Source organism: Bacteroidota bacterium (assembly GCA_036522515.1).
GTDB lineage: Bacteria > Bacteroidota > Ignavibacteria > UBA10030 > SZUA-254 > VBOC01.
In genome coordinates, this window is record DATDFQ010000007.1 from 22,285 (window position 1) to 39,902 (window position 17,618).

Consider the following 17,618-nt stretch of genomic DNA (forward strand, 5'->3'; position numbering starts at 1 on the left):
CTCTGAGGCATGCCGAAGATCCTCGTAGTGACGCCGACATATAACGAAGCCGAGAACGTCGAGTTGTTCATCTCGCAGGTCCTCTCGCAGGTCCCCGGTCTCGAGATTCTCATCGTCGACGACAACTCGCCCGATCACACGGGCGACATCGTCGAGAAGCTGAGGAACGGTAATCCGCGCATCCACTTGCTCCGGCGCGCCGGGAAGATGGGACTCGGAACCGCGTATGTGGAGGGATTCAGATTCGCGATCGCGAACAAGTTCGATTTCGTGTTCGAGATGGACGCCGATTTCTCCCATAATCCGGAGGAAATCCCCCGGTTCCTCTCCCGGATGGAAGAGTGCGACCTGGTTGTCGGATCGCGCTACACGAACGGGGTGCGGGTCGTCAACTGGCCCATCCGCCGCCTTCTTCTGAGTTACGCGGCGAACGTCTATACGCGCGTCATCACCGGAATGCCCCTGAAGGACGCGACCGGAGGATTCAAATGCTTCCGGAGAAGCGTTCTGGAATCGATCAACCTCGACAGGGTTAAATCCAATGGCTACGCCTTCCAGATCGAGATGAATTTCAAGGCGTGGTCGAAGGGGTTCAAGGTGTGCGAGCACCCCATCATATTCGCCGACCGGCAGTCGGGGCATTCCAAGATGTCCAAACAAATCGTGCGCGAGGCGGTCTTCATGGTCTGGAAACTCAAGCTTCGCAAGATTCTGGGCAGACTATAAACGATCATCCGGCTTGAAGCTCTCCGTCATCATAGTGAATTACAACGTCCGCCCGTTTCTCGAGAGCGCGCTCGTCTCCGTACAGAAAGCGATGAAAGGGATCGAGGGAGAGGTCATCGTGGTCGACAACGCTTCGGACGACGGGAGCGCGGAAATGGTCCGGCAGAGATTTCCCGACGTCCGGCTCATCGTGAACGAGAAGAATGCAGGGTTTGCCGCCGCGAACAACGCCGCGCTCGGTGAATCGAAGAGCGAGTACATTCTTCTCCTGAACCCGGATACTCTGATCCAGGAGGATACGATTCGTGTCATGATCGACTTCCTGGACGATCGCCCCGAAGTGGGGTTGGCCGGATGCAAGGTGCTGAACTCCGACGGCACGTTTCAACTCGCCTGCCGCCGCAGTTTTCCGACGCCGTGGGTGGCCTTCACGAAAATAGCCGGCTTGAGCTCCATTTTTCCCTGGTCTCCCCACTTCGCCCGGTACAACCTCACCTATCTCGATCCCGAGCAGGCCTACGAGGTCGATGCCGTGAGCGGATCGTTCATGTTCGTCCGGCGGAAGGCGATCGAACAGGTGGGGGGGCTTGACGAGCAGTTTTTCATGTACGGCGAAGACCTCGACTGGTGTTACCGGATCAAGCAGGAAGGGTGGAAGATCTACTACACTCCGGCGACCCAGATCATCCATTACAAGGGACAGAGCGCGCGCCGAAGCGACATCGACGAGGTGAAGCTTTTCTACGAGGCGATGCATCTCTTCGTCAAGAAGCATTTCAAGCGCGGTGTCGTTTCCCCGCTGCTTCTCACCGCCGGGATCGCCGCACGGGAATGGATCGCCTTTCTGATCCGGATCGCCCGCCCTCTTCGGGCAGCCGTCCTGGACCTGTTCTTCGTCAACCTGGCGCTCCTTCTCGGAGAGCTCATCTGGTTCGGCGAGCTCTTCCGGCTCCCCGCCTATGCGTATCCGGTAACGACCACCATTCCGTGGCTGATCATCGCCGTTGCGATGTACTCCATGGGCGCCTATACCACGCGAAAACTTTCGATCTCTCGCGCGGCCGGTGCAGTGCTCGTGGGATATGTCGTCATCTCGGCGCTGACTTTCTTCTTCAAGCAATACGGGTTCAGCCGCATGGTCGTCCTGATCTCGGGCGTGATCAGCATGATCCTGCTTCCGGGCTGGCGCCTGGCGGCGAGCGCCCTGCTTCGATCGCCGGAGCGCCGCCGCGGTGGCCTGTTCGGCCGCCGCACGATCATCGTCGGCACCGGGACCTCGGGACAGGAAGTGCTCCGGAAGCTCCGGGCGCGAATCGACGACGGGTACGATGTCGTCGGCTTCATCGACGTGAACCGCAGGCGCGTGGGGGAGAGCCTCGCAGGGGTTGAAATTCTGGGAAGTATTGACAATATTGGAAAAGTTATCCAGGAACAAAAGGCGTCTGACGTGATTTTTTCGACCGATAACCTCTCCTATACGGACATCCTCTCCGTCATAGGGCGGGCGCGGAACAAGTCGGTGAATTTCCGCCTCGTCCCGAGCAGCCTCGAGGTGATCATCGGCAAGACGCACATCGATCAGCTCGACGACATACCCCTGATCGAGATCGAGTACAACATCGACCGGACGCTCAACCGCGCTCTGAAGCGATGCTTCGACATCGCGGGATCGTCGATCCTTCTCTTACTGGTTTATCCCTGGGTGGCGATGGGGAAGAGAGGGGAAACCAAGGCGGGGCAATTTCGGCAGAAGGTGCTGTTCCTTCCCAGGGTACTGGACGGATCGATGAGCCTGGTCGGGCCGCCGGCAGATTCATCCGGCGCCTCGCGGAACGGCTCTCTCGGCTCGCATGCCTACCTCGGGAAGCCGGGGTTGACCGGATTGGTTCAACTCAATTACCGCGCGGACCTGACCGCGGAAGAATCTGAAAAGTACAACCTCTACTACGCAAAGAATCAATCGCTCCTGCTTGATTTCGAGATCATGCTGAAGACCTTCCTCGGAAAAAGGAAGCCGTAAGAAAAGGCCATGGCGAAGACTGTCCTGAACTTTGAAAAACCGATTATCGATCTGGAACAGAAGATCGAGGAAATGAGGAAATACTCCGATTCCCTTCTGATCACCGACGAGATCAAGATGCTCGAGGAGAAGGTGCAACAGCTCCGCAAGAGCATCTACGACGGGCTTACGCGATGGCAGAAGGTGCAGCTCGCGCGGCATCCCGACAGGCCGTACACGCTCGACTACATCTCGCTGATGCTGACCGACTTTGTGGAGCTGCACGGCGACCGGGGGTTCCGCGACGACAAGGCGATCGTCGGCGGACTGGGACGCCTCGGCACGGAACCGGTGATGATCATCGGCCACCAGAAGGGGCGCGACACGAAATCCAATGTCTACCGAAACTTCGGGATGCCGAACCCCGAGGGGTACCGGAAGGCGCTGCGGCTGATGAAACTGGCGGCGAAATTCGGCAGGCCCGTGATCACGATGCTCGACACGCCCGGCGCTTATCCCGGCCTGGAAGCCGAGGAGCGCGGCCAGGCGGAGGCGATAGCCCGGAACCTCTTCGAAATGTCCCACCTCCCGGTCCCGATCATCGTCGTGATCATCGGCGAAGGCGCGTCGGGCGGCGCGCTCGGCATCGGCATCGGCGACCGCATTCTCATGCTGGAAAACACCTGGTATTCGGTCATCTCGCCGGAATCCTGTTCCAGCATTCTCTGGCGGAGCTGGGATTTCAAGGAACAGGCGGCGGAAGCGTTGAAACTCACGGCGCCCGATCTCCTGGCGCAGGGGATCGTCGATAGAATCGTCCCCGAACCGCTGGGCGGCGCTCACCGGAATCCGGCCCAGTCGGCCGAGATTCTGAAGCAGATCCTCCTTGAGGAATTGAAGAAGCTGAAAAAACTCAAACTCGACAAGCTGATCGAGAAACGGATCGAAAAGTTCGGATCGATGGGAGAGTATGACGAATAAGGCCGCGCCGCCCGGCGAGGATCCGGACTCCTTTCGATCACTCTCCTCCCGGCACGCTAGAACCCGGGCATGATCTCCACAGAAACGAAGGTCCGCGTCCGATACGCCGATACCGACCAGATGAAGATGGTCTATTACGGCAAATTCTTCGAGTACTTCGAACAAGGGCGGTCTGATCTCCTCCGGGAAATCGGCCTTTCCTATCCTGAGATCGAGCGGATGGGTTACTATCTCCCCGTGATCGAGGCGCACGCCCGCTACCTCAGGTCCGCGCGCTATGACGATCTTCTCACCGTGAAAACCATGCTCTCCGAGCTGCCGCAGGCGCGCGTGCGCATCGAGTATGAAGTCTTCAATGAGGGAGAAAAGGATCCCCTCGCCTCCGGTTATACCGTCCACACGTTTGTCAACGCCGCCTCCGGAAAACCGGCGCGCGCTCCGGGCCTGTTCCTGGAAACACTCGGGAGGTCGCTCACCTCCGCGAACCGGGACCCCGTTCGGGGAACAAAGCAATCATGATCTCGAAGGAGCTTCTTGAGTTGCTCTGTTGCCCGGCGTGTCGCGGGGAGCTGGAAGGCGATCCCGCGCGGAACACGCTCACCTGCCGGGCATGCGGCCGTTCCTATCATGTGGAGGGGAAGATTCCGGTGATGCTTGTCGAGGAGGAGCCCAAAAGGACATGATGACCGGCGTCCACTCCGACAGCAGGATCGAGAGGCTCATCGAGGAGGCGTTGATGGAAGATCTCGGGATCGGCGACATCACCACGGATGCAATCGTTCCGGGGGATGAGCGCGGTCTCGGCGAGATCCGGGCGAAGGAATCCGGCGTCATCGCCGGAGTGGAGATCGCCTCGCAGACGTTCCACTTTGTCGACCCGAACCTGGCGTTCACATCCGTGGCGGCCGACGGGTCTTCTATCAAACCGGGAACGGTCGTCGCATCGATCGAGGGCCCCGTTGCCGGAATCCTGAAGGCGGAGCGGACCGCCCTGAATATCCTTCAGAGGATGAGCGGGATCGCGACACTGACGAGGAAGTTCGTCGACGCGGCCGGCGGCACCAAGGCCAGGATCACCGACACCCGGAAGACGGCGCCCGGATTGCGCGTGCTCGACAAGCTGGCAGTCCGGCTTGGAGGGGGCACAAACCACAGGTTCGGACTGGATGACATGGTCCTCATTAAGTCCAATCATGTCGTTTCCGCCGGCGGGATTTCCGCGGCAGTGGACCGTTGCCTCCGCTTCCTGAAGGAGAAGAATTATCGCGCGCGGGTGGAAGTGGAAACGCGGAACCTCGACGAGGTGCGCGAGGCGTTGCGATGCCCGGGCGTCGACCGCCTGATGCTCGATAACTACTCCATTCCCGACATGGTTCTTGCGGTGAAGCTCATCGACCACGCCATGGAGGTGGAGGCGTCGGGGAACGTCACGCTCGACACCGTTCGCGCAATCGCGGAAACAGGCGTCGATTACATTTCCGTCGGCGCGTTGACTCATTCGCCGAAGGCGCTCGATCTTTCGTTGAAGATCCTCCCACCGGGTTCCTCCTCACAACCGGCCCCCTAGGGCGATGCTCCAGCAGCTGAAGCGTCTCGGAGGCGAGACGATCATCTACGGCACGAGCACCATCATCGGCCGGTTCCTGAATTTCCTGCTGATCCCGCTCTATACGAACGTGCTTCTTCCCGGCCCGTACGGGATCATCGCGGTCGTCTATTCCCTCATCGCCTTCGTCAACGTCGTCTACTCGTACGGGATGGAATCGGCCTACTTCAAGTATTCCTCGACGCTGGAACTCGGCACGCCGAAAGAGAATTTCACCACGCCGTTCGCCGCGCTCCTGGCGTCCTCCATCTTCTTTTCTCTGCTGATCGCGGCGTTCGCGAGCCCGCTCGCCGCGGCGATGAGCCTTCCGCCCGGGTTCAAATCCATCGTCTATTACGCGGCGGGGATCCTCGCGTTCGACGCGCTTGCGATCATTCCGTTCGCCACCCTCCGGATGGAGCGGAAGGCCGTGCAGTTTGCCTCGCTCAAGTTTGTCAATATCGTCGTGAACGTCGGGATGAACGTCGCTCTTCTTGTGGGACTCCACATGGGGGTCGAGGGGATCTTCATCAGCGGACTCACGGCATCGGTGCTGACCTTCCTTCTTCTCATTCCGACGATCGTCCGCCATCTTTCCCCGGGCTTCCACCCGGGCCTCCTGAAGGCGCTCCTGAAATTCGGGTTACCCTCGATCCCGGCGGGCTTGTCCGCCACGGCGGTCCAGGTCATCGACAGGCCGATCCTCCGGGCCCTCACCGACGACGCCACCGTGGGAATCTACCAGGCAAATTACCGCCTCGGGATTTTCATGATGCTCATCGTTTCGATGTACGATTACGCGTGGCGGCCTTTCTTCTTCTCCATGGCGAAGGATCCGAGGGCGAAGGAGATCTTCGCCCGCGCGCTCACGTATCTGGTCCTTCTCATGTCGGTGATTTTCCTCGGGGTTTCGTTGTTCGTGGGAGATATCGTCAAACTGAGCATCTTCGGGAGGCATATCATCAGCCCCAACTACTGGGACGGGCTTTCCATCGTGCCTGTTGTGCTTCTGGGGTATCTGTTTTTCGGAATCTACATCAACGTCTCTGCCGGGATCTACATCGAGAAGAAAACGTACTACCTGCCGGCGATCATGTTCTTCGGCGCCCTGGTCAACGTGCTCGCGAACTACCTCCTCATCCCGTCGTATGGGATGATGGGCGCCGCCTGGGCGACGTTCTTCGCTTACCTCGCCATGGCCGTGGCCGGTTACTTCGTCGCCCGTCGCGTCTATCCGGTCCCGTATGAAGGGGGGAGGCTCTTGAAGATCGGGGGGGCGGTCGCCGCCGTCATGTTGTTGTACCCGGCGCTCCCCGTCTCCCCGGGCACGCCGGTTCTCCTCTGGAAAGCCGGAATCCTCGTCCTGTTTCTGGGCCTGATGTTTGTGATGAAGTTTTTCGATGCGAGGGAGCTCTCGGTTCTCCGCCAGCTGACAGCAGCCGCGCGGACCCGCAAGGAGGTTGGGGCGGAGCAGGAACCCCCCGTCGAGGAGTCGGGAGCGAGCTGAGTGCCGGGGAATGTCTCGGTTTGTCATCCTGAGCACATTCGCTTCGCTCAGTGTAAACTCCGCGAAGGATCTTGCAGGCCGATGTGGAAGATCCTTCGTTCGCTACGCTCACTCAGGATGACATATCCGTTGAAATCCAGCCACCACTGAGTGCTATTGCAACTCCACGCTCGAGTGAGTATATTACAATCGGAGAAATTGACAGGTTCCCGTTCGTTTTCATCAACTAAGGAGCGTTACTTGCCCGCGGAAAATCAACGACTGAAGTTCGATCCCAACAAGCCCCTGCAGGTGGGGGGCCAGGCGGTGATCGAGGGGGTCATGATGCGCGCCCCGGGGCGCATCGCAACGGCGGTGAGGCGCTCCAACGGCGAGATCGTCGTGAAACGGCGCGAGTACGTTTCGCTCGCGGAGAAGAACAAGATATTCAAATTGCCCGTGCTTCGCGGCGCCGTCGGTCTCGTGGAGATGATGTTTATCGGCATCGACACGCTCAATTTCTCCACCGAAATCGCCATGCAGGACCTTGCGAAGAAGGAGCCCGCCAACGGCAACGGCGCGAAGCCTGCCAGGAAGACCGCCTCGAACCTCCGGATCGCGTTGACCGTGATGTTTTCGCTCGCGATGGGCGTCGCGATTTTCTTTGTGACGCCGCTTGTCCTGACGACAAGGGTATTCCACGTCGAACAGCAGGCTTTCTGGTTCAATTTTATCGCGGGCGGAATCCGCATCTCGATTCTTCTCGCCTACCTGCTCGCGATCTCGCTGATGAAGGATGTAAAACGGCTGTTCGAGTATCATGGCGCCGAGCACAAGGCGGTGTTCACCTTTGAATCGATGGGGGATCTGACGGTCGATTCCGCGAAGGGATTTACGCGATTTCACCCCCGCTGCGGCACGAGTTTTATCCTGATCGTGATGGTCGCGTCGATGCTCTTTTTCTCCGTGCTCGATTCACTTCTCATTCTCTGGCTCGGGACAATCTCCCTGCCCATACGGATGCTCACCCATCTCCCCCTGATCCCGCTCGTGGGGGGCATCGCCTACGAATTCATCCGCTGGTCGGCCCGCCGGAGCAACACTCCAATCGGAAAAATCCTCGTTGCGCCGGGCCTCTGGCTCCAGGGGATCACAACCCGCGAGCCCGACGCTTCCCAGATTGAAGTGGCGCTCGTCGCCCTGAAGTGCGCGCTCGGGATCGACGAGCCCGGGGCGCCCGCGTATGTTCTCCACCCCTCGGAACTCGCCCTCAACTAACGCATGTTTGATCGGTTGGAAAAACTCGTCGAACGCTACGACGAGCTGACGAACATGCTTGCCGATCCGGCTGTGACCGGCAATATGGAGCGCTACCGGGACCTCTCGAAGGAACACAGCGGGCTCACCGGAATCGTTCGAACCTACCTTTCCTACAAGAAGACCCGTGCCGATCTCGCGAACCTGAAATCGCTCGCCGAGTCCTCCGACGATCCTGAATTGCGCCAGCTCGCCTCCGCGGAGCTGGGCGAAACGCAGGCGAAACTCTCGAAGCTGGAAGAGGATCTGAAGGCGCTTCTGATCCCGAAGGATCCGAACGACGACAAGGACTGCATCGTCGAGATCCGGGGAGGAACAGGGGGGGACGAGGCGGCTCTCTTTGCGGCCGATCTCTACCGGATGTACACGCGCTACGCGGAACGGGCGGGGTGGAAGACCGAATTGCTCGACTGGAGCGACACCGGGATCGGCGGATTCAAAGAAGTGACCTTCTCGCTCAAGGGAATCGGCGCCTACGGGGCGCTCAAGTATGAAAGCGGTGTGCACCGCGTCCAGCGCGTCCCGGAAACCGAGGCCCAGGGACGCATCCACACCTCCGCGGCGACCGTCGCCGTTCTCCCCGAAGTCGAAGACGTCGAAATTGAAATCAATCCGGCGGACCTGGAGTTCGCCTCCTACCGCTCAGGCGGCAAAGGCGGTCAGAATGTCAACAAGGTGGAGACCGCGGTCCGGATCACCCACAAGCCGACCGGCATCGTCGTGGCTTGCCAGCAGGAGCGGTCGCAATTTCAGAACCGCGAGCGCGCGATGAAGATGCTGCGTGTGAAGCTCTATGAGAAGAAAATGTCCGAGCAGACCGCCTCGATCACGGCGCAGCGGCGGCTCATGGTGAAGAGCGGCGACAGGAGCGACAAGATCCGCACGTATAATTTTCCGCAGAACCGGGTTACCGATCACCGGATCGGATTGACTCTCTATAACCTCTCGGAAGTCATCGACGGGAAGCTCGACGAACTGATCGAGCAATTGCAGGTCGCGGACCGCGCGGAAAAGCTTCAGGGAAGCGGTTAACCGGCCCGCCCCCGCTCACTTCCTGTGCGCGAGGAAGAATTCCTTCAGGATCCCCCCGCATTTCTCCTCCAGTACCCCTCCGACCGTATGCACCCTGTGGTTCAGCCGGATGTCGTTCGTGATCGTGTAGAGCGACGAGCAGGCGCCCGCCTTGGGGTCGTACGCCCCGAAGACCAGCACGGGAAGGCGTGAAAGCACGATGGCGCCGGCGCACATCGGGCAGGGTTCGAGAGTGACGTACATCGCGCACTCCTGGAGACGCCGGCTCTCAAGATGGGATGCGGCGGCTGTCAGGGCGATCATCTCCGCGTGGGCCGTCGGATCCTGGAGCATCTCGATCTGGTTTGAGCCTTTCCCGATGACGACGCCCCGCCGGACGATGACCGCGCCGACGGGAACCTCCTTCCGCTTTCCGGCGATTTCGGCCTCGCGCAGCGCCAACTCCATCCAATAGCTGTGATCCTTCGTGTCTGCAATCACCTCAGTTTACCCCGGGAAAGGATATCATAATGAAGCGAAAGTATATCGAAATATTGAATAATGGGCAAATGAGGGTTTCATCGTCATCCCAACACCTTTCTTCTCGTTCCGCCGCTCCGCGGCGGAATGCCTACGGGGACGCTCCGCGTCCCAACCTCGTTGCGGCGCAGAGCGCCGCGGTCTGCGTTCCCACGCAGAGCGTGGGAACGAGGGGTAAATTCAGACGACAGCCAAATCTATTGATTAAGGATCATCATTTGATTATCTTGTAACCGATGAAGAACCGCCTCCCAATCTTCCTCGCACTCGTATGGGTGTGTGGCGGGCTCACGTGCGCGCTCGCGCAGAGCCCGTACAACATCTATTTCGGTGATTTCCATTCCCAGACCTGGTATTCCGACGGAAACAAGGAGCAGGATACCAACACCTATAAAAAACCGGTCGCGAAGGCGATCACCTACGCCCGTGACAATGCCAATGACATGGATTTCCTCGGGGTGAGCGACCACAATCATCATGAGAGCTCCGACCTCCACATGAACCTGGGATACTGGCGCGCCGGGAATGCCGAGGCCGATTCGATGAACCAGGACGGAGTGTTCGTCGGCATGTACGGGCAGGAATGGGGGACGATCGGCGGGGGAGGGCACGTCCTTGTCTACGGGACAAACAAATTATTCGGATGGGAAGCCGGAAATTACGACGTCTACGTCCAAAAGTCGAATTACTCCATGCTCTTCGATTCAGTCAAGAAATACGGGGGGTTCTGTTATTTCGCCCATCCGCAATCGACCGATTACAGCGGGATCTTCTCGAATGCGCTCAACGCCGCGTGGGATAGCGTCGTCGTTGGGACCGCGATGAAGAACGGCCCCGCGCTCGACGCCTCCTATACCGAAACCGACCCCTCGAGCACCGACTATACGTCCCGTTACCACGATCTCCTGAGGCAGGGATACCATGTCGCACCCTGCGCGAACCAGGACAACCATTACACCAATTTCGGCCACCTGAACCAGCAGCGGACGGCAGTGCTCGCGACCTCCCTGACCAGGGCCAATGTTGTCGAGGCGCTCCGGCACCGGAGGGCATACGCCACCGAGGATCATAACCTGCAGCTGCGGTTCGAAGTGGGCGCGCATCAGATGGGCGAAAAGTTTACGATGTCGGGCTCTGTCCCTCTTCGCGTCAAGGTGGTCGAGCCCGACGGCGACGCGATGTCGACGATCGAGCTCCGGTATGGCGTCCCCGGTTCCGGCAGCGTCCCAACGGCCCTGGCATCGGTCGCCGGCCAGGATTCTCTCGTCGTTTCACAGCCGCAGCCGATTGGGACCACCTACTATTATTATGCGTATGTCAGGGAGACCAACGGCAGGGAAGCCTGGAGCGCCCCGATGTGGATCACAGTGACGCAGTTGAGCGCACCGGCTCAGTTCTCGCAATTGTCGCCGGCGAACAGTTCGGCGGGACAGGAGATCTCCGGGACGCTCACCTGGCAGGCGTCGTCGGGAGCCGTCCAATACGACGTCTACCTGGCGACCGACACGGCATTCTCCACCCCGGTCAGCGCGAATCAGGCCGGTATCTCCTATTCCTATTCGGGTTTGACGTACGGTGCCTCTTATTTCTGGAAAGTGGTTGCGAAGAACGACAGCGGGCAGGTGACGGCATCGGGCGCACCCTGGTCCTTCGTCACGCACGGCCCGCCCCCCGGAGGGTTTATGATGGTTTCGCCGCCGAACAGCGCGACGTCGCTCCTTCTTTCGGGGATGCTGAACTGGAATTCTTCTCCGAATGCGGCTTCGTATGATGTCTATCTGGATCAGGTGAATCCCCCCTCAGTCCGCGCCGATTCCAACCTGGCGGATACGTCGGCCGCGTACGATGGCCTCCTCCCGGGGACGACCTACTATTGGAAGGTGGTCGCGAAAAATCCGAACGGTTCGGTGGCCGCATCGAATGCCGTCAGCAGTTTCACCACGGCGAATGTCCCCCTGCCCCCCTCGAACGCCGCGGTCGATAATGTGACCACCAACAGCATTCTCTTCCATTGGACGGACGTCGCCACGGATGAGAGCGGGTATCGCATCTATCGTTCGCTCGCGCCGGGCGGACCGTTTGCTCAGATTGGGACGGACCTCCCCCAGAACTCCGTTTCATTCACGGACACAGGATTGCAAGTCGACCAGCGATGCTACTACCGGATCGTACCGTTCAACGGGCAAGGAGAGGGAGGGTTCATAGGGCTGAACCGATCGACGCTCGCAGCTCCCCCCGGACAACCGCTGCTCTCGAATGCGTCTTACCGGTCTGTAAACATCACGCTCGATCCCGGGCCAAATCCCTCAACGACACAGTTTTCGATCGCCGGCGGATGCGATTCGACCCAGCTCTTCGTGCAGCAGGATGGAACTCTCGGCCCCCTTCCGGTATGGAGGACTATGGCCGGATGGGGAGGCGGCAGCGGCCTGCTGGCGAACAGGCTCCACCAATGCCTCCAGTATACCTTCGCGGTAACCGGCAGGAACGGCGATAGCGTGCTGACATCACCGGGAGCGGAGGCCAGCCAGACCCTTGCCTGTTTTTCAACCGCGAGGACGGTCGGGGGCGGCTGGGAGATCGTTTCCCTTCCGGTCGGGGAGACCGGCTCGGCACTCGCATCGTCCTTCCCGAACGCTCGATCAAAGGCGTTTTCGTACCAGGGAGGGTATGTCGGGAACGAAAACCTGGTCAGAAACGCGGGCTATTGGATCAAGTTCGATTCGAGCGCGATGTATGAATTCGCCGGAGACCCCGACATTGAGGATTCCATCCCCGTGGTCGGAGGATGGAATCTGATCGGTTCCACCTCGGTTGCGGTCGACGTCGCGGCCATCCAATCCGAGCCGGCCGGCATCCTGAATTCCCCCTTCTTCGGATACGACGGGGCCTACGCGATCGCGGATTCCCTCAGGCCGGTGAACGGGTACTGGGTGAAGGCGAAGGGAAGCGGCAAACTGGTTCTCTCTTCTTTATCGGGGAGCGCGCCTTTGGCGGCAAAGCAAGCCGCGAATTTACCCGAACCGCCGAACATTTTTGTTTTTGAAGACCAGCTGGGTCATCGCCAGGCCCTGTCGATCGGCGAGGCGGACGCGCGGAGTGAATCGGGGTACACGCACGAAGTGCCGCCCGTGCCCCCTCCGGAAGCGTTCGATGTGCGGTTCCAATCGCAACGCTCCGCCGAGACGCTTCGCGATCGGGGAATTCCCACGCAGAGGTTTCCGGTAGCGCTTCAGACCGGCGGGCATTCCGTGAAACTCTCCTGGCGAATCGAGGAAAAGCAGGATCGGAGGTTCAGGCTCTTGTCCGATGCGAAAAACATCGTGCTCCCGGCAAGCGGTTCGACGCAGTTATCGTCGGGCACCAGGAGAATTGTGATCGAAGTCCAGAACTCGCAATCGCAACCTCTGCCCTCGGAATTTGCCCTCCACCAGAATTATCCGAACCCGTTCAATCCCTCCACTTCGATCCGTTACGATCTCCCGGTCGAAAGCCGTGTGAGCCTGACGGTGTATAATCTTCTTGGAATCATGGTGGCCAAGCTTGTCGATGAGGTGCAGCCCGCCGGGTATCATGTTGTTCTCTGGGAGCCGGCCGAAGCGAGCGGGATTTACCTCTATCGTGTCGAAGCGACGGGCACAGAAAATTCCTCCCAATCATTCCGCGGAGTCAAGAGGATGGTCATCGTCCGGTAGCCGCGACCTTTAAGTCGCGAATCGACCAGGCGGCGAAACTCCGCCGGTACCAATTCCCGCCCTTGCGCTGTAATCCCCCCTTACCCGATTTTCCCGTTCTAGCTCGCGCATTCCTGCGTAGTTACTCAATTCTTACCCAGCTTCCACCCGAATCTCTTCCCCTCCAACTTTCAAAATTGCCGATTCTGTTAAGGATAAGCCTTTTTTTGATAGGAGAAATATAATGTGTTAAAAAGCACTTTCTCTCTTGACAATACGACCCGAATTGTTTACTATTGCACTCGCAAAAAATTTAAGATATTGCGAGCAGATAGACGGTTCTGGGTTTTTCGATCTTTTTGGCTCTATCTGGGGAGTAGGTTACTCGGCTACCGAATGAAGGCAAATTGCAATTTTGAAAGAAATAGCTCGTTTCACCAGTTTAGGCCACTTTTCATCATATTCAGCAGAGGGGTTCATGCATAAAAGCTTACAGAGGGTTCTTGTCGCTTCAGCACTCCTTTTCACGTTCGTCGCCGGCTTGTCGGCAGGACAAAGACACTGGGTAGGTTCCGGCTCGGGAAACGGCCGGTTCTGGGATCGGGCGGCCAACTGGAGTTTGACACAGGGTGGAGCCGGAGGCGCGGGAGTGCCGACGGCCGCGGACGACGCCTTTAACGACGGCGGCGGCGCACTTCAGGTGAACACGAACGCGGTCTGCTTATCGTTTACGCAGTCGAGCGCTCTGGGCACAAAAGACTTTATCAATAATGCGACGCTCACCGTCGGAGCCGGTGGACTGGCCCTTCTCGGCGGCCAGCTCGGAAGCACCACATCGGGCAATGTCGTCACTGTTGCCGGTAACTGGACCGAGAACGGCGGTACGTTCTCTCCGGGGACCATGCTGGTGGTGCTGAACGGCACGACGGCACAGACCGTCACCACGAGCTCATCCTTCGGCGCCCTTACGGTCAATAGTTCGGGCGGCGTAACTCTCGCCTCCAATCTTACGGTCACCGGTGCGCTTACGCTGACCTCCGGCGTGGTCTCGACGGGAGCGTCAAGCCTGATCCTTGCCTCGACGGGCACTCTTACCCGGACGGGCGGATGGGTCAGCGGTAACTTCCAGATGCCGGTCGGAACCGGCGCGACTTCTGTGACGTTTCACGTCGGCGACGCGTCAAATTATTCGCCTGTCGTGGTCGCCTTCGGAAACGTGACGACAGCCGGCAGTCTCACCGGAAAAGCGACGGCCGGAGATCATCCGAACCTCGGCACCTCCGCGATCGACGGATCGAAGAGCGTGAACCGGTACTATACCCTTGCGAACAGCGGTGTCGTGTTTACGAATTACAACGCGACGTTTAACTTTGTCGCCGGCGACCTCGACGGCGGCGCGAACACGGCCAACTTTATCGTCGGCAAGTACAATTCGCCGAACTGGACTCTGCCCACGGTCGGGACGAAGACGGCCACAAGCACGCAGGTGACGGGTTTGACGACGTTCAGTGACTTTGCGATCGGCGATATCAGTACGCCCACCATCAACGCCAGCGCGGGCCCGAACGGATCGATCACCCCGTCGGGTGCCGTTTCGGTGACCTATGGCCAAAGCCAGTCTTTCACGATTTCGCCAAACGCAAACTACTATGTCTCGGACGTCGTGGTGGACGGGGTCTCCCAGGGGGGTGTGACGAGCTACAATTTCCCGAGCGTCACCGCAAACCACACCATCGCCGCGAGCTTTTTGGCGGACACCGTCACGGTAAACGCGTTGGCCGGAGTGAACGGCTCGATTTCGCCCTCCGATGCGGTCAGGCTGGCATCCCACTCGAACCAGTCCTTTACGATCACCCCGGACGCACATTTCCATGTCCTGGACGTCCTGGTGGACGGGGTATCGGTGGGAGCCGTAACGAATTACAGCTTTACGGACTTGATTGTGGATCACACGATTGTGGTCTCGTTTCAGATTGATACCGACACGATCACGGCCTCGGCGGGAGCCAACGGATCGATCTCCCCGTCGGGAACTGTGGTCGTGGATTACGGGTCGGATAACACGTTCACGCTGACCCCGTCGGCCGGCTATCATGTCGCGGACGTGCTTGTCGACGGCGTTTCAGTCGGCGCCGTTCCGGAGTATACGTTCACAGGGGTGGCCGCGAATCATACGATCAGCGCGAGCTTCGCGATCACGACGTACAACGTCGTGGCGGGTGCGAATGCGCACGGGTCGATCTCTCCCTCGGGAACGGTCCCGGTGGATTCGGGCGCAAACCAGTCGTTTACGATTACACCGGACCTGGGATATTTCATCTCCGATGTGCACGTGGATTCTGTGTCGGTGGGCCCGGTGCCCGGATACACGTTCACAAACGTCACGGCGAATCACACGATCGAAGTGAGTTTCGCGATCCAGACCTTCGCGGTAAAGGGGATCGCCGATGCGAACGGTTCCATCTCACCGTCCGGGTTGGTTCTCGTGGACTATGGGTCTGATCAGACGTTCACATTTACCCCCGACGCAGGGTATCTGGTTTCCGACGTCCATGTCGACAGCGTTTCCGTGGGCCCCGTTTCGAACTACACGTTTACAAGCGTGACGGCACCCCATGTCATTGAAGTGTCCTTCGTGTCCCAGACCTTTACGGTGAACGCAAGTGCGGGCGCCAACGGATCGATCTCTCCCTCGGGTGCGGTCTCGGTCAATTACGGCGCGAGTCAGAGCTTTACGATCACGCCGGATGCCGGATACCTTGTTGCCGACGTCCATGTCGATAGCGTCTCGGTAGGCGCGGTCCCGAACTACACCTTTACGAATGTCACTGCGAACCACACGATCGAGGCGAGCTTCGCCCTCCAGGCCTTCACGGTCTTCGCGAGCGCTGGCCCGCACGGAACGATCGCTCCCTCGGGAGCCGTCCCGGCCTCGTCCGGCGGGACTCTCGTGTTCAACATAACTCCCGATTCGGCTTACTTCGTGGCTGATGTCCACGTCGACAGCGTGTCGGTGGGTGCCTTGAGCAAATATACGTTCACCAACATCCTTGGGGACCACACGATCGAGGCGTTCTTCGATACCCATCCCCTGCCGCAGTTGAAGACTGTGTCACCGCTGGCGGCGTTCAGGGGCCAGACGCTGGATCTGGTGCTGACAGGTTTGAACTTTGTGAACGGCGTCAGCACGCTGAACGGGGGAGCGGGGATCACGGTCAATTCGTTTGCCGTCCATACTTCCGACACCATTCTGGCGAATGTCAGCGTGGGCGCGGGTAGCGCTCTCGGGAGCACGTCGTTTTCGGTGACGAACAGCGCTCCTGGCGGCGGGACGTCGGGGCCGGTGGGGTTTACCGTCCTCAATCACGCGCCGGCAGCATTCGGTTTGACGGGACCGCTCAACAGCGACACCATTAAACTGAAGTCTCCGGGAGTTCCAATCGAGTTCAGCTGGCATCCTTCGACCGATCTCGACGCAGGGGATACGCTGAAATACTTCGTCATCGTCCAGTCTCCGTCGCCCATCCTGGTCGGGGTGACGACCGATTCGTCGTTCTCGTCTTCGGACCTGATGAGCCTTCTCGTCCCGCAGACGGCGTATACCTGGAACGTGCTCGTAACGGACGGATCTGATTCGGTTCTGTCGACCGAGACCTTCACGTTCACGACGTCTGATTCGGTGACAGCGGTGACGGAAAAGGGGAAACTCGTACCGAAGGAATATGCCCTGCATCAGAACTATCCGAACCCGTTCAATCCGAGCACGACGGTCGAGTTCGACCTGCCGCACCAGTCGGTGGTGACCCTGGCTGTGTATAACCTGCTCGGCCAGAGGGTGGCCACCCTGATCGACCACCGGTCGATGGATATCGGGTATCTCTCGGTGAAATGGGATGCGTCGAGCGTTCCGTCAGGAGTGTATCTCTACCGGATGTCTGCGGACGGAGCGGACGGCAAGAGCTTTGTGCGGGTCAAGAAAATGATGCTCATGCGGTAGCTGCAAGCTTCAGCTTCCGGATTGGTGGACGCAGCCTGAGGCTGCGGCCAACGAATCCTCGAGGGCAGCGGTGGGTGTAGGCTTCAGCTTGCGGGGGTGACTTGCAACGAAGAGCCGGTTCCGAGGCAACGGAACCGGCTTCGTTGCTCCCAGGCCCACCGGATGCCATCACCGGCCCGGTTAGGCCTCCGGGAGGGCCTCCGGCGCTCGGATCCGGGACGAATGGCTCCAAACGAGCGAGAAATGAAGCCTTTTGAGGGTTGGATGGGATGTGGATAACTCTTCTTCAGAATCGGAAATCA

Annotated in this window: 12 protein-coding genes; 11 read left to right on the top strand and 1 reads right to left on the bottom strand. The window is 59.3% G+C overall.

Translation table 11 applies throughout. The annotated features are described in order from the left end of the window. Positions 1-9 precede the first annotated feature (9 nt). The 9 genes from VI215_01000 (at position 10) to prfA (ending at position 9,126) form a co-directional block, all read left to right on the top strand. Positions 10-726 carry a polyprenol monophosphomannose synthase gene (locus VI215_01000; protein ID HEY6190883.1) on the top strand — a complete coding sequence of 239 codons (717 nt, stop codon included), beginning with the start codon at positions 10-12 and terminating at the stop codon, positions 724-726. A 13-nt stretch (positions 727-739) separates the two neighbouring features. Continuing rightward, positions 740-2,746, top strand: a complete 2,007-nt coding sequence (locus VI215_01005) for a glycosyltransferase (GenBank protein ID HEY6190884.1) — start codon at positions 740-742, stop codon at positions 2,744-2,746. Between the two features lie 9 nt (positions 2,747-2,755). Further along, a complete protein-coding gene (locus VI215_01010; protein HEY6190885.1) occupies positions 2,756-3,706 on the top strand; it encodes an acetyl-CoA carboxylase carboxyltransferase subunit alpha in 951 nt (316 codons plus the stop codon). A 69-nt stretch (positions 3,707-3,775) separates the two neighbouring features. Beyond that, positions 3,776-4,225: a thioesterase family protein gene (locus VI215_01015; protein ID HEY6190886.1), complete on the top strand. Its 450-nt coding sequence runs from the start codon at positions 3,776-3,778 to the stop codon at positions 4,223-4,225. Further along, positions 4,222-4,389, top strand: coding sequence for a Trm112 family protein (locus VI215_01020; GenBank protein HEY6190887.1), 168 nt, complete (start codon positions 4,222-4,224; stop codon positions 4,387-4,389). Before VI215_01015 ends, VI215_01020 begins: the two co-directional genes overlap by 4 nt. Next, entirely contained in the window at positions 4,386-5,273 is an 888-nt protein-coding gene (nadC, locus tag VI215_01025) for a carboxylating nicotinate-nucleotide diphosphorylase (protein HEY6190888.1), read from the top strand. The genes VI215_01020 and nadC overlap by 4 nt, the downstream gene beginning before the upstream one ends. 4 nt (positions 5,274-5,277) lie before the next feature. Beyond that, complete coding sequence (locus tag VI215_01030) at positions 5,278-6,798, top strand: oligosaccharide flippase family protein (GenBank protein ID HEY6190889.1); 1,521 nt, start codon at positions 5,278-5,280, stop codon at positions 6,796-6,798. 240 nt (positions 6,799-7,038) lie between these two features. Further along, positions 7,039-8,055 (top strand): DUF1385 domain-containing protein, encoded by a 1,017-nt coding sequence (locus VI215_01035; GenBank protein HEY6190890.1) that lies wholly within the window; start codon positions 7,039-7,041, stop codon positions 8,053-8,055. A gap of 3 nt (positions 8,056-8,058) precedes the next feature. Next, complete coding sequence (gene prfA, locus VI215_01040) at positions 8,059-9,126, top strand: peptide chain release factor 1 (protein HEY6190891.1); 1,068 nt, start codon at positions 8,059-8,061, stop codon at positions 9,124-9,126. Positions 9,127-9,141: 15 nt separating this feature from the next. Here prfA and tadA read toward each other — a convergent pair whose 3' ends face one another. After that, positions 9,142-9,606 carry a tRNA adenosine(34) deaminase TadA gene (tadA, locus tag VI215_01045; protein ID HEY6190892.1) on the bottom strand — a complete coding sequence of 155 codons (465 nt, stop codon included), beginning with the start codon at positions 9,604-9,606 and terminating at the stop codon, positions 9,142-9,144. Between the two features lie 275 nt (positions 9,607-9,881). Here tadA and VI215_01050 point away from each other — a divergent pair, with 275 nt between their 5' ends. Both VI215_01050 and VI215_01055 read left to right on the top strand, forming a co-directional pair. Next, a complete protein-coding gene (locus VI215_01050) occupies positions 9,882-13,340 on the top strand; it encodes a CehA/McbA family metallohydrolase (GenBank protein ID HEY6190893.1) in 3,459 nt (1,152 codons plus the stop codon). Positions 13,341-13,797: 457 nt separating this feature from the next. Continuing rightward, positions 13,798-17,316, top strand: a complete 3,519-nt coding sequence (locus VI215_01055; protein HEY6190894.1) for a T9SS type A sorting domain-containing protein — start codon at positions 13,798-13,800, stop codon at positions 17,314-17,316. The last annotated feature ends 302 nt before the right edge of the window (positions 17,317-17,618 follow it).

Bases quoted from the DNA above. Each gene is read 5' to 3' on its own strand.
- VI215_01015 (HEY6190886.1), top strand. From the start codon at position 3,776: ATGATCTCCACAGAAACGAAGGTCCGCGTCCGATACGCCGATACCGAC.
- VI215_01020 (HEY6190887.1), top strand. From the start codon at position 4,222: ATGATCTCGAAGGAGCTTCTTGAGTTGCTCTGTTGCCCGGCGTGTCGC.
- VI215_01010 (HEY6190885.1), top strand. From the start codon at position 2,756: ATGGCGAAGACTGTCCTGAACTTTGAAAAACCGATTATCGATCTGGAA.
- VI215_01050 (HEY6190893.1), top strand. From the start codon at position 9,882: ATGAAGAACCGCCTCCCAATCTTCCTCGCACTCGTATGGGTGTGTGGC.
- VI215_01055 (HEY6190894.1), top strand. From the start codon at position 13,798: ATGCATAAAAGCTTACAGAGGGTTCTTGTCGCTTCAGCACTCCTTTTC.
- VI215_01030 (HEY6190889.1), top strand. From the start codon at position 5,278: ATGCTCCAGCAGCTGAAGCGTCTCGGAGGCGAGACGATCATCTACGGC.
- nadC (HEY6190888.1), top strand. From the start codon at position 4,386: ATGATGACCGGCGTCCACTCCGACAGCAGGATCGAGAGGCTCATCGAG.
- prfA (HEY6190891.1), top strand. From the start codon at position 8,059: ATGTTTGATCGGTTGGAAAAACTCGTCGAACGCTACGACGAGCTGACG.
- VI215_01000 (HEY6190883.1), top strand. From the start codon at position 10: ATGCCGAAGATCCTCGTAGTGACGCCGACATATAACGAAGCCGAGAAC.